Source organism: Enterococcus bulliens, assembly GCF_053761865.1.
The window spans coordinates 81,360-94,887 of record NZ_JBSMXK010000004.1; the positions used below are offsets into that span (position 1 = coordinate 81,360).

The window sequence follows — 13,528 nt, forward strand, 5'->3', positions numbered from 1 at the left end:
ACAAAGATAGTATAACACATCACAATCTTTATGCAAGTGTTTTCAGCCTTTAAAATCCTATAAAATCAAGTATGTAACAAAAACGTTCGTAAACTCAATAAATATAAAGGTTTATTTTGTGAATTAAATCCTTATATTTTAAGAAAAAGTAAAACACATCTCCAAACTGTATTGATACAGTTTGGAGATGTGTTTTAAAAAACTATAACAGTTCTTCGGTTTCTTGTACATAGACTTGCGTCACTAAGCCACCGTCTTTTTCATTTAGTACAAATGAGCCATTCGATTGTCGATCAGTAATCGGATAATGCAGTACCGACAATTCCAGTTGTTCGCCTTTTTGATTGACAATTTGCAACTGAACTTCCCCTTCAGAAAGTGATATGACACGATGGGCTTGTTTTTTCAATTCTCTAAAGATCATCAAGCCACGTTGAGCACGGGCGGTAACTGGGATCTCTTGAGCAATCATTCGTTTTAGCGCTCCACGTTGAGTAATATAGGTGATAGCCGTTTGATCGAGCGGATCAATCAATAGCACACCGACTACATAATCTTCAGCTTTTAAGTTGACCGCTTTGACTCCAGCAGCTTTAGCCCCTACTATCGGGATTTCAGCTATCGGGTAACGTAAAGCAAATGCTTGATGTGTTGTTAAATAAACATCTGTCTTCTCAGGTACCGTCTCAAAAACAGCGACTAACTCGTCAGCAGGATCTTTTAGTTTCATCATTACTTGCGAACGCGTTTTATAGGTACGCCATGGTTCAAATTCAGTTTGCCAAGTTTGTTTCGTGTATCCTTGTTTCGTAAAGAACACAAATGTAGCGTCCTTAGAAAGCTTTTGGTAAGCAAATACTTTGAAAATCGTTTCATCGATCCCAAGATTAGTCAACATCTGTGAAATATGCTCCCCGACTTCTTTAAAACGCAATTCAGGAATTTCATGTACCGGACGATAAATGACATTTCCTTTATTGGTTACCAACAATAAATGGTCCAACGTATTGGCTTGTTGTTGATATACTACAAAGTCGCCTTCTTTCATACCTGTAGGTTCACCGTTTGAAGCACTATAAGAGCGTAAGCTACTGCGTTTGATATAACCTTCATGCGTGATCGTCACCATCACATCTTCTTGAGCTACTAAAACTTGTGTGTCGATTGTGATTTCAGTGATTTCTTTTTCGATCGTAGTGAGACGTTTTGTTCCGTATTTTCTCTTGACTTCACGTAATTCTTGCTTCATCAATTTAAATAATTCATCTGGACGTTGAATTATTTTTTCTAGTTTAGCAATCGTAAGCGCCAATTCTTCTGCTTCTTTTTTTAATTGCGTGATATCGGTATTGGTTAGACGATATAATTGTAACGTTACGATAGCTTCAGCTTGCTCGCTTGTAAAAGCATGCAACATCACTAAATTATTTTTCGCATCTTTTTTGTCTTTACTTTGACGAATCGTTTCGATGACTTGATCTAAAATCGACAACGCTTTGATCAAGCCTTCAACAATATGCTGACGAGCCAACGCTTTTTGTAATTCATATTGACTACGTTTCAAGATCACCGATTGACGATGTTCGATGTAACTAGTCAACATTCGTTTGAGACCTACTTGTTGCGGACGCATATTGTCGATGGCTACCATATTGAAATTGTAGTTGATCTGTAGATCGGTATTTTTAAATAAATAATTTAAAATCCCTTGAGCATTGGCTTCTTTTTTTAGTTCGACAACGATCTGTAATCCAGTACGATCACTTTCGTCGCGCACTTCTGCAATGCCATCTACTTTTTTATTGATTCTAATTTCATCCATTTTCTTCACTAAAGTCGCTTTATTGACTTCATAAGGAATCTCAGAGATCACGATTTGCGATTTTCCACCTTTGATCTCTTGAATCTCAGTTTTTGAGCGTACAATCGCTTTCCCGCGACCGGTTTCGTACGCTTTTTTGATTTCATCGCTACCTTGCAGAATACCCCCTGTTGGAAAATCAGGTCCTGGAATAAATTGCATCAATTCTTCAACACTAGCTTCTTTGTGATCAATCAAATGAATCGTACCATCAATAATCTCACTTAAATTATGCGTTGGAATCTCCGTAGCATATCCTGCTGAGATTCCAGTCGATCCATTGACCAATAAATTCGGAAATTTGGCAGGCAAGACAGTTGGTTCTTTTTCAGTATCGTCAAAATTCCATACAAAATCAACGGTTTCTTTTTCGATATCTTTTAATAATTCTCCACTAACTTCAGACAGACGAGCTTCAGTGTACCGCATCGCAGCTGGTGGATCCCCATCCATACTCCCATTGTTTCCATGCATCTCAATCAAAACATTACGCAATTTCCAGTCTTGACTCATCCGTACCATCGCTTCATAAATACTACTGTCACCATGTGGATGATAGTTCCCCATGATATTTCCGACAGACTTAGCAGATTTACGAAAGCTTTTTTCATGTGTATTGCCATCTTGATTCATCGCAAATAAAATACGACGTTGTACCGGTTTTAATCCATCACGAATATCAGGTAATGCTCGTTCTTGGATAATATATTTTGAATAGCGACCAAAGCGGTCTCCCATTACTTCTTCTAATGTCAATTCCTGAATATTTTGATCGTGTTCCAAGAAATCAACTCCTATTCTTCAACTAAACTTCATTCTTATGCTTCGGAAATTTTTTCTTCCGTTGTTTCTAAAATACTACCTTCTTCTTCTAAGGTAAACTGAACATGCGCTTCGATCCATTTTCGACGTGGCTCGACTTTATCACCCATTAGCGTTGTGACACGACGTTCTGCTTGTGCAGCGTCTTCAATGCGCACGCGAATCAGCGTACGATGTTCAGGATCCATTGTCGTTTCCCATAATTGGTCAGCATTCATCTCTCCTAGCCCTTTATAGCGCTGGATCATATAGCCTTTTCCCATTTTTTTCGTTTGTGTCGCCAACTCATCGTCAGTCCAAGCATAGGCGATCTGTGCTTTTTTCCCGATTCCCTTTGAAATCTTATACAAAGGTGGTAACGCAATATACACCCGTCCTGCTTCGATCAATGGTTTCATGTAACGATAAAAGAACGTCAGCAAGAGCACTTGGATATGGGCTCCATCCGTATCCGCATCGGTCATAATGATCACTTTATCATAATTACAATCTTCAAGCTCAAATTCCGGACCAACACCTGCTCCGATCGTATAGATCATCGTATTGATTTCTTCATTTTTCAAAATATCTTGCATTTTTGCTTTTTCAGTGTTGATGACTTTCCCACGAAGCGGTAAGATTGCTTGAAATTTACGATCACGACCTTGTTTGGCTGAACCACCAGCAGAATCTCCTTCGACTAGGTACAACTCATTTTTCTTGGGATTTTTTGATTGTGCAGGTGTCAATTTACCTGAAAGCAACGCTTCCCCTTTTTTCTTTTTCTTCCCATTACGACTATCTTCACGAGCTTTACGGGCTGCTTCACGGGCTTCACGGGCTTTGATCGCTTTTCTGACGATTGATTGGCTCATTTCGCTATTTTCTTGTAAATAAAAACCTAATTGATCCCCAACGATGGTATCCACGGCATTACGTGCTGCAGGTGTCCCTAATTTTTCTTTTGTTTGTCCTTCAAATTGCAACAAATGTTCCGGAACACGAATCGACAACACACTTGCCAGACCTTCACGAAAATCAGTTCCTTCTAGATTTTTATCTTTTTCTTTTAATAAACCTGCTTTTCGCGCATATTCATTGAACGATTTTGTCAAGGAAGCTTTTAAACCAGCTTCGTGTGTTCCGCCATCTTTTGTTCGAACATTGTTTACGAAAGATAGAATCGTTTCTGAAAAACCATCATTATATTGAAAGGAGACCTCGACTTCGATGCCTTCTTTTTCACCAGAAAAATAGACGATTGGTGTCAAAGCATCTTTTTCTTCATTTAAATACTCAACGAACTCTTTGATCCCTTCTTCATAATGAAATACTTCTTGAATGGTTTCTTCCTTTCGTTCGTCGGTTAGAGTGATTTTAACATCACGCAATAAAAACGCCGATTCGCGCAAACGTTCTGCTAATGTGTCATATGAAAATTTTGTCGTACTAAAGATTGAAGCATCAGGTAAAAAATGGACCGTTGTCCCATTTGGCTCCTTTGTTTTGCCAATTTCAACTAGCGTTCCTTCAGGTTTTCCACCATCAATAAATGTTTCTTGATATTTTATCCCATCACGAACGATCGTCACAGTAAGCCAAGAAGACAGCGCATTAACAACACTCGCTCCAACCCCATGTAACCCACCAGATGTTTTATAGCCACCTTGACCGAATTTCCCTCCAGCATGTAGTACTGTAAAAATAACTTGAACGGTAGGAATCCCAGAAGCATGCATCCCAACCGGCATCCCCCGTCCAAAATCTTGGATACTAATACTTTGATCGTGGTGGATCGTAACTCGAATCTCTTGACCATATCCTGAGAGCGCTTCGTCTACTGCATTGTCGACAATTTCATAGACTAAATGGTGCAACCCTCGATGATCGGTTGATCCAATATACATCCCTGGACGTTTTCTAACGGCCTCCAATCCTTCAAGGACTTGGATGGACGCATCATTATATTCATTGGATTTATTTACCAAATTGAACTCTCCTTTATGTAATTTTCTAAAATGTAAAACAATACTTCTCATACTCTATAGGAAAATCTCAAAAAAGAAAAGTGGCAAAATACTTTTTTTTAGGATTTCGATACGATACTTATGATTTGATGAAAAATTTTATGAACAATTGTTGTTGTGATGATTTCATGATAAAATTCTGCTAGGTTAATAAGAAAGTGGGATATTATGACAATTATTCTTTTATTCATAGGTGCATATCTTTTAGGTTCGATTCCTTCAGGAGTTTGGATCGGCCAACTATTTTTCCACAAAGACATTCGAAAATTCGGCAGCGGCAATATGGGAACGACCAATACGTTTCGTGTGTTAGGTCCAATCGCCGGAACAGTAGTCTTGTTTATGGATATTTTAAAAGGAACGCTTGCCACGTTACTTCCAAGTTTTTTTGATATTCATACCGTCAATCCGTTATGGTTTGGTGTATGTGCTATTTTAGGGCATACGTTTCCGATCTTTGCGAAATTTAAAGGTGGCAAAGCGGTCGCAACAAGCGCTGGGATGATCTTGGCGTACAATCCACTCTTTTTTACATATTCAACGGTTATTTTTCTGGTCTGTTTATATTGTACGAGTATGGTGAGTTTGACAAGCATGCTAGCTGCGGTACTGATTACCTTGTCCACGATCCTTTTGCCTTTATTGCACACACCGATTTTGCCTACATTCAATTGGCTTTTAACGTTGATAGCTTGTGGCGTAACTATCTTTATTTTTTATCGCCATAAGGCCAATATTGCCCGAATCAAAGCAGGAACTGAAAGTCGTATCGGCTTTGGTCTTCGTAAACAATCAAAATAAGCTTTTCACTCAATTAAAACGATTAATTGAGTGAAAAGCTTTTTTAAAATACAGTGATCGTATATGCTGCATCAAATACTTCATGTGCATCTAAACGCTCGATACCTAATTTTTGCGTAAACTCACCTGTCGCATCTATAACATCAGCGATTCCTGCCCAAGGCTCCAAACAGACAAAATTAGAGGCAACAGGTGCCGTCGACCAAACCCCAAAGTATAGAAAGTCTTTGTAGGATAACGTCACACCATGTTTGGATCTATCTGAACAAATCGAAAAAGCTGTTTTTCCTTTGGTTTCAAAAATCAATGCATCCTCTTTGAACAATCCGTGGGTCAAATCAATTGCCGTATTGGTTTGGCCCAGTGTTTTATGTTCAAGATCAATCAAATCGTGTTTAAGCGGCAAAAATGTCCGTGATTTTAAGGGTTCTGAGACCAAATAATAATCTTCAAACGACAAGCCAGGTTCTAGTGGAACATTAAAAGCTGGATGGCCCCCAATTGAAAAATATAGTGGCGCTTCGTCTGGATTACTGACTTGGTAGCGTACTTCTAGTGCATTGTTCGTTAGCGTATACAAGATCTCTAAACAAAACCCAAAAGGATAGACTGCGCGCGTCTCGTTTGTATCTACTAAGCGAAAACGAGCAGTTGAGTTGGTCTGTTCGACCAACTCAAACTCTTGATCACGTGCAAATCCATGGCGCGGTAGAGTGTACGTTTTTTGTGCTACTTGATACTGATTATTTTTTAATGTCCCTACGATTGGAAACAATACAGGAGCGTGGCGTTTCCAATGTTTAGGATCCGCTTGCCACATATACTCGATTGCATTAAGTTTATCAAAAAATTGTTGAATCTCTGCACCTAATGTCTCAATCGTTACTTGGTATTGTGCATTTTCTAACATTACCTTCATTTATTATCCCTCCAATTACGAACGAGCTAATTCTTCTTTGAAGCGTGGATTGAGCACTTTCAAATAGGTTCCCTTCATGCCCAGCGAACGAGACTCGATAATACCTGCAGATTCTAATTTACGCAAGGCATTGACAATCACCGAACGGGTAATGCCGATTTCATCTGCAATACTAGAAGCCGTCAAACGGCCTTCATCACCATCTAGTTCATCAAAAATGGCTTGAACTGCTTTTAATTCACTGTACGACAACGTACTGATCGCCATTTGTACAGATGTTGCACTGCGGATCTCTTCTTCGATCGAACGTGATTGTTGGTATAAAAATTGCATCCCTACTACTGTGGCACTGTATTCTGCTAGAACCAAATCTTCTTCGTTAAACGTCGTTTCCACACGAGATAAAATAATCGTTCCCAAACGTTCACCAGCGCCAAAAATAGGTACGACTGTCGTCAATCCATTAGGATACAATTCACGGCTTTCAATCGGAAAAGCCGTCATATCACTGCTAATTGGAATATTCGATTCTGTTTGCATCAACCGATCCACCATATCTGTGTAATTGTCGGGAAATTGTTTTTCTACTAGCATATTTTTCACTCGATCATTATTAAAATCGTGCTGTTCTGTAAACCCTAACAAGGTACCATCACTACTGATAATATACGTATTGCTATCTAAGATCGAACCTAGACTTTGCGCCATTTGGTTATAAGGTAAATCCGCATGTACCCGAAATGTATTTTTTTGTTGCAATAATTCGTTGATACGACGTGTTTTATCTAACAGTCTTTCCATGGTTTTCCCCTCTCGCCTATAAAATATAACGGCTTAGATCTTCATCTTGTGCAATATCATTTAGTTTTTCATTTACATAGGCTTCAGTGATCGTAATTTCGGCCATTTGCATATCTGAAGCTTCAAACAATAGATCTTCTAAAAGTTTTTCTAAAATCGTATGCAAGCGACGTGCACCGATATTGTCTGTCTCTTGATTGACTTGATAGGCAATGTGAGCGATCCGTTCAATTGCTTCTAACGTAAAGGTAACCGCTACGTCTTCTGTTGCTAACAAGGCCACGTATTGTTTGATCAGTGCATTGTTTGGTTCAGTCAAAATTTTGACAAAATCCTCTGTCGTCAAATCATCTAGCTCCACACGAATTGGAAAACGACCTTGTAATTCGGGAATCAAATCGCTTGGTTTTGATAAATGAAATGCTCCCGATGCCACAAATAAAATATGATCAGTATTGATCACGCCATATTTCGTACTGACTTGTGACCCTTCCACAATCGGCAAGATATCTCGTTGCACGCCTTCACGCGAAACTTCACCAGAATTGCTTTGTGATTTTGAAGTGATTTTATCGATCTCATCGATAAAAATAATTCCACTTGATTGCGCTAATTTAATCGCCGCACTATGGATATCCGCATCATTGACTAATTTTGCTGATTCTTCTTGGATCAATAATTCGCGTGCTTCTTTTACGCTAAGTGTCCGTTCGATTTTTTTGCTTGGTTTTAGCGCACCTAACGTTTCATTTAAATCAATCCCCATTTGCTCTAATCCATTGTTCATTGCTGGAGCTTGTACTTTTGGTTCTTCGATTTTGATCGTCACTTCGCGATCATCTAACACGCCACGTTCTAGTTGTTCAAAGATCGCTTGACGATTCGAGCGAATTTCATCGGTCAATTCTTCTTTTGGTTCTTCTGTTTGCTGAGTTGCATTGAACATGCTCATCATTTGTTCGTAAGGATTTGAACTAGTCTGTTTTTGTTCTTTTTTGATTCCAGGCACTAATGCTTTGACTAAACGACGGTTCGCTTTTTTTGAAGCTTGCGCGTAGACACTATCATATTGTTCTTTTTTCACTAACTGGATCGCGTGTTCGACTAAATCACGGACCATAGATTCTACGTCACGACCAACGTATCCAACTTCTGTGAATTTCGTCGCTTCGACTTTTACAAAAGGTGCAGAGACGATTTTTGCTAATCGACGTGCGATTTCAGTCTTACCAACACCAGTTGGTCCGATCATTAAAATATTTTTCGGTGTCACGTCATGTTGCATTTGTTCATCTAGTTGCAAACGGCGGTAACGGTTGCGTAATGCTACCGCTACAGATTTTTTCGCTTGGTGTTGACCAATGATATATTCATCTAAATCTTTGACGATTTCTTTTGGTGATTTGGCTTGATTCATCATGTTAAAATTCCTCTACTATAATATTATGGTTGGTAAAGACGCAGATATCCGCTGCGATATTCAAAGCATTACGTGCAATCTCAGTGGCGCTTAACTCACCACCGTATTCTTTCATTGCGCGTGCTGCAGCCAATGCATAATTTCCACCTGATCCGATCGCTAAAATCCCGTCGTCAGGAGCAATGACTTCACCCGTTCCAGAAACAAGTAACATTTCCTTTTCGTTCATGACGATCAACATGGCTTCTAATTTTTGCATCGCTTGTTGGGTGCGCCATTCTTGTGCCAGTTCAACTGCTGCACGTTGCAAGTTTCCGTTATATTCATTTAGTTTTCCTTCAAATTTTTCTTCCAATGTGAAGGCATCTGCCACGCTTCCAGCAAATCCTACTACCACTTGATTGTTATAGATACGACGGACTTTTCTGGCAGTACCTTTCATGACGATTTGCTCGCCCATTGTGACTTGACCGTCTCCAGCCATTGCAAATTTTCCGTCTTTTTCAACGGCACAGATCGTTGTTGAATGAAATTCTGATTTCATAAATTGATACTCCTTTTATTTGGCACGTGGATGAAATTGACGATAATTTTGTTGTAACGTCTCTTTGGTCACATGTGCATAGATTTGTGTAGTCGATAAATTACTATGGCCTAAAAGCTCTTGGACAGTACGCATATCCGCACCATTATTTAATAAGTGAGTGGCAAACGTATGCCGCAATTTATGTGGATGGATTTCACTATCTAAGTGACTTTTTTTTAATAACTGTGTCAAGATATAATCCACGCCAGCTGTAGTCAGTGCTTGACCACGATGATTTACAAAAAACGTGTCATGGACAGTGCGACTTTTTTCACATAGCGCGATCCGACCTTGATTCAAATACGTTTGCATCGCGAGTTTGGTATGATCATTAAATGGAACGATCCGCTCTTTATGACCTTTTCCGATCACTTTCAAGACTTGCATCTGAAAATCGATTTGGTGTACCGCAAGCGTCGCACATTCACTCACACGTAAGCCACAACCATATAAAACTTCTAGTAATGCACGATTACGTTGATCTAATGGCGTTGAACCTGTGATGCTATCAAATAGCTCCTGTACCTCATCTTCATAAAAAAAACGCGGCAGTTTCGGCTGCTTCTTTTTTAATTGGACATAGGTGAACGGATTTTCTGTGATCACTTCTTGGCGCAATAGGTACTGATAAAATGAACGCAAACTGGCAATTTTTCGGCCGATACTATTACGGCTGTAGCCATGTTCACTCAAACGGCTCAAATACAATCGCACATCGCGATAGTCAACTTTTGTATAGTCGACACAAGTAATTTCTTGTAAAAAAACTTGAAATTGTAAAAAGTCTTCGGTATATGCAGCTGTCGTTTTTTCTGAATAGCCTCGTTCGACCGTCAAATAACGACAAAATCGTCCAAACCAATCTTGATCCATCTACTTGCCTCATTTCTTGATTCCATCACGTTTGGTTACACTTACATTCCAAACGATGATTAAAATTTAGCACAGTCTTTTGAAAAAAACAAATAAATTGTCAGAATTTAACAAATTGTTCAAAAATCCTTTACAATTCTGAAAATTTACGAACGAACCTCTCATTTTTTCTTAAGAAAAAACCGTATGAACAGCTATAGCCATCCATACGGTTTGATTAATGACGAATGCGATTTAATATCCCTTTTAGCATTCGATAGGCTTGATACTTCATTGGTGAAACGACTTTTGTATAGACGCCAAAACGTTCTTCGACTTGTCCATTGAACGCATCTTTAAATTTCAATACACCATCAGAACCATCATAGACCCCTTCGATCCCATAAAAATTGTAACGTGGGATCTGACGAGCGATTGCTTCTTGCATCATATAGTCTTGAATCAAATAAGGTGCATAGAATTTTTTATATTTTTCATACGTGCCACTAAATAAGTAGACAACCTCTGTGGATTCGATTGCAAATAATGCACCAGCTAAGATGACTTCACCAGGTTCTTCTTTAGAAAAAGCCTCTGCTTCTTCAATTCGTACCTGAACTGTACGTAGTTCATCTTCAAATTCACGTTTTTGGTTATTTTTTTTCCGACTTTTAGGATTGATGGTTAAAAAGTCATTGATCTCATCTAAGGTACTTTGGATTTCTTTAGCACGATGCACCAAGTTCTCTTTGTAAGTTTCAAAATTGATCTCCGCAACAACAAATTTTGCTTTTTGACCAAAGGCGTTAAAAAAGGCTTGGTAATACGCTAAACTTTTATCTGAAAAGCCACGGCGCTCGCTGGTTTCTTCGGTTAATTTTTTAAACTTCGGTAGCTCTTCATAAGACAATTCACGTAAGACGATCCCATAATCTTTTGTTTTTTTCACACTATACTGGGCGGATTTAGTGTACGACGAGCGTAACGTGTCGAGTGTGAGATCGGATAGGTCTTTAATAAAAAAAGGCTTACCATAGCTAATATAAGCATCTGAATCCATCGCATCGATCGTAAACCCTTGTTGTAGATAGGTCTTGTCATAATCGACTGGCGCTTCTTTTAACACTTCACCTTGGGTCGTTAACCAACGTTTTGCTTGATTCGGCGCGATCGTTAGTGTAAGTCCTTGATTCTTCTTTGTATAAGTAGTTAATTCGGCTAAAAAAGTTGCCAAACAAGTCTGATCGTCTTCATTGACCATCATTCCACCATTGATCAGATAGAGTTGACCAAAGCCTAGTTTCGTATGCGTCAATAAAGAAGACGCTACGATTGCACCTTGATCATCTTTTAGCCCTACAAATTCACCGTACCAGCCATTTTGTTCTTGTACTTGTTTCATTTCGATTGTTTGTAAAAAATTTGCTTGCGTAAATTGCGCTTGATGCGCTTGAAATTCTTCGGGTGTTAATTTCATAAACGTATACATATAGGACAACTCCAATTTTCACTTTCTTTTCACAAATTTAGTTTATCGCTTGTTAGTGTATCACTCTTTCTTTCAATTGAAAAGTTGTGATGTTAGAGTTTACTAAAATCTTCAAAAAAAGACTGTGACAGCGTTCTGCCACAGCCATCTTTGATCATTCCTTGGAGACTTCTTGATGCGATGAGTTTACTGTTTGAACGGCTTCCACTAACTCACGATTTCCTTTTGTCGTAGCCGTTGAGTCATTGATTAATGTGATCAAATCTAAACCGGTCGTTTCTTTGATGGTTTCAAATGTACGTGCAAGGCCGGCTTGTCCCATTTCATGCACACCATCCCCTTGACCAAAGCTGACAATCTTGTCGATATTGCTAATTGGTGCGTTTACTTCTTTGGCAATTTCTGGCAAGACTTTGATAAACTCGATCAAAATTCCTGCTTCGTTTAATTTTTGAAGTGCTAAGGCCATTTGTTCTTGTGTTTGCGCTTGCGCTTGTCCTACTTTGGTAATTTTTTGCGCTTCGGCTTCCCCAAGTTTCGTCACTTTTTCTGCTTCTGCTTGTGCGGCTAAACGAACTTTCTCGGCTTCTGCTTCGGCATACGCAATTTCTTTGGCTTTTTCAGCTAAAGCACGTTGTTCGACAACATATTTTTCTGCTTCGGCTTGTTTACGTAGCGTGGCATTCAGTTCTTTTTCCGTCAATTCGGCCTGTTTGCCTTGGATCTCAATATTTTTTTCTTGTTCAATCAAGTTGACTTTCATTTTTTCCACAACAGCGATTTGTTCCGCTTTTGCATCCGCAACTTCACGTTCTTGTTTATATTGCGCTTCTTTTAAAGCCATTTCTTTATTGGCTTCTGCAATTTCTGTGCGGCGACGGATCTCTTCTTGTTGGGCTAATTGTTCATTACTTGCTTGTTTGATTCTGGTTTCTCTTAATGCATTGGATTCTGCAACTTCCGCATTTTTTTTCACTTCTGCAATTTGGGGACGACCTAATGCATCTAAATAGCCATTCGGGTCACTTACATCTTTGATCGTAAAGGAAACGATCTCCAGACCCATTTTACGTAAATCTGTCGATGCGACTTGTTGGACTTGCTCAGCGAAATCATCACGGTTTTTATAGATTGCTTCAACCGTCATGGTTCCTAAAATCGCACGTAGATGGCCTTCTAGGACTTCGCGTGCTTCATCTTCTAACTCTTCTGTAGACTTACCGAGATATTGTTCGGCTGCCGTCTTGATCGAATCCACACTATTGCCAATTTTTACAAGCACTGTCGCGCTTGCTTTGATTGGCACACCTTGTTCAGTATATACTTCAGGTGTGCCAATTTCTAATTTGTGGGTCAAAAGACTCAAAGTATGCGCTTTTTGTACAATTGGAATCACGAAAGTTCCGCTATTTTTTAGAATCTTGATCCCATCTTTTCCTAAAAAAGATCCTGTTACAATCAAGGCCTCATCGGGTTTTCCGATGCGATAACGAATCATTAAAAACGTGATGATCGCAATGATCACTACCACTAGCCAAACAATCGGGTTCGTCAATAAATCGATAATCATAATGTATTCCCTCTTTCTAAAATTGGATTTGCTCTTACAACACGCGCTACTCCTTCTTGATCAAATTCAATGATCAACACTTTCGTTCCGACCGAGTATAAAATGTCCGCTTCTTGTTCATCTAATTGAAATAAGCGTGCTGGATATAAACTTTGGTGCTCAGTATCTAACACTTCGCCATATCCTTTCCCTTGGATTTTAAGTGTGATCTCACCTAGATAATAGGTTTTTTCTTCATCAACATTGGATTGATTTTTATCTGTGAGTTTATTGTATAGATACATCCCAGGTGCAAAACATACACTTAATAAAAGATAGGCGAGAAGAATAACGAGTAACAACATTAAAATTTTTAATACAAGTGGGGCTTCTTGAATCGCTTGTATACTTTGATTTATCAT

Annotated in this window: 11 protein-coding genes; 1 reads left to right on the forward strand and 10 read right to left on the reverse strand. The window is 39.0% G+C overall.

The annotated features are described in order from the left end of the window. Positions 1-202: 202 nt before the first annotated feature. A complete protein-coding gene (gene parC, locus ACWOEC_RS03570) occupies positions 203-2,644 on the reverse strand; it encodes a DNA topoisomerase IV subunit A (protein ID WP_455305966.1) in 2,442 nt (813 codons plus the stop codon). 35 nt (positions 2,645-2,679) lie between these two features. Further along, positions 2,680-4,650 (reverse strand): DNA topoisomerase IV subunit B, encoded by a 1,971-nt coding sequence (gene parE / locus ACWOEC_RS03575; protein WP_455305967.1) that lies wholly within the window; start codon positions 4,648-4,650, stop codon positions 2,680-2,682. 207 nt (positions 4,651-4,857) lie between these two features. Here parE and plsY point away from each other — a divergent pair, with 207 nt between their 5' ends. Further along, positions 4,858-5,490 carry a glycerol-3-phosphate 1-O-acyltransferase PlsY gene (gene plsY / locus ACWOEC_RS03580; protein WP_297075976.1) on the forward strand — a complete coding sequence of 211 codons (633 nt, stop codon included), beginning with the start codon at positions 4,858-4,860 and terminating at the stop codon, positions 5,488-5,490. 43 nt (positions 5,491-5,533) lie between these two features. Here the strand turns inward: plsY and ACWOEC_RS03585 are convergent, their stop codons facing one another. The 8 genes from ACWOEC_RS03585 to ACWOEC_RS03620 all read right to left on the reverse strand — a co-directional run bounded on the left by ACWOEC_RS03585 (position 5,534) and on the right by ACWOEC_RS03620 (position 13,528). After that, entirely contained in the window at positions 5,534-6,409 is an 876-nt protein-coding gene (locus ACWOEC_RS03585) for an aldose 1-epimerase family protein (protein ID WP_455305968.1), read from the reverse strand. A gap of 15 nt (positions 6,410-6,424) precedes the next feature. After that, positions 6,425-7,210, reverse strand: a complete 786-nt coding sequence (codY, locus tag ACWOEC_RS03590) for a GTP-sensing pleiotropic transcriptional regulator CodY (RefSeq protein WP_297075971.1) — start codon at positions 7,208-7,210, stop codon at positions 6,425-6,427. A 16-nt stretch (positions 7,211-7,226) separates the two neighbouring features. Next, entirely contained in the window at positions 7,227-8,630 is a 1,404-nt protein-coding gene (hslU, locus tag ACWOEC_RS03595; RefSeq protein WP_455305969.1) for an ATP-dependent protease ATPase subunit HslU, read from the reverse strand. A 1-nt stretch (position 8,631) separates the two neighbouring features. Next, positions 8,632-9,174, reverse strand: coding sequence for an ATP-dependent protease subunit HslV (hslV, locus tag ACWOEC_RS03600; RefSeq protein ID WP_297075970.1), 543 nt, complete (start codon positions 9,172-9,174; stop codon positions 8,632-8,634). Positions 9,175-9,189: 15 nt separating this feature from the next. After that, positions 9,190-10,089: a tyrosine recombinase XerC gene (gene xerC / locus ACWOEC_RS03605; protein ID WP_455305970.1), complete on the reverse strand. Its 900-nt coding sequence runs from the start codon at positions 10,087-10,089 to the stop codon at positions 9,190-9,192. 217 nt (positions 10,090-10,306) lie between these two features. Beyond that, positions 10,307-11,557, reverse strand: a complete 1,251-nt coding sequence (locus ACWOEC_RS03610; protein ID WP_455305971.1) for an aminoacyltransferase — start codon at positions 11,555-11,557, stop codon at positions 10,307-10,309. A gap of 154 nt (positions 11,558-11,711) precedes the next feature. Further along, a complete protein-coding gene (locus ACWOEC_RS03615; RefSeq protein ID WP_455305972.1) occupies positions 11,712-13,127 on the reverse strand; it encodes a flotillin family protein in 1,416 nt (471 codons plus the stop codon). After that, positions 13,124-13,528 (reverse strand): hypothetical protein, encoded by a 405-nt coding sequence (locus tag ACWOEC_RS03620; RefSeq protein ID WP_297075439.1) that lies wholly within the window; start codon positions 13,526-13,528, stop codon positions 13,124-13,126. Before ACWOEC_RS03620 ends, ACWOEC_RS03615 begins: the two co-directional genes overlap by 4 nt.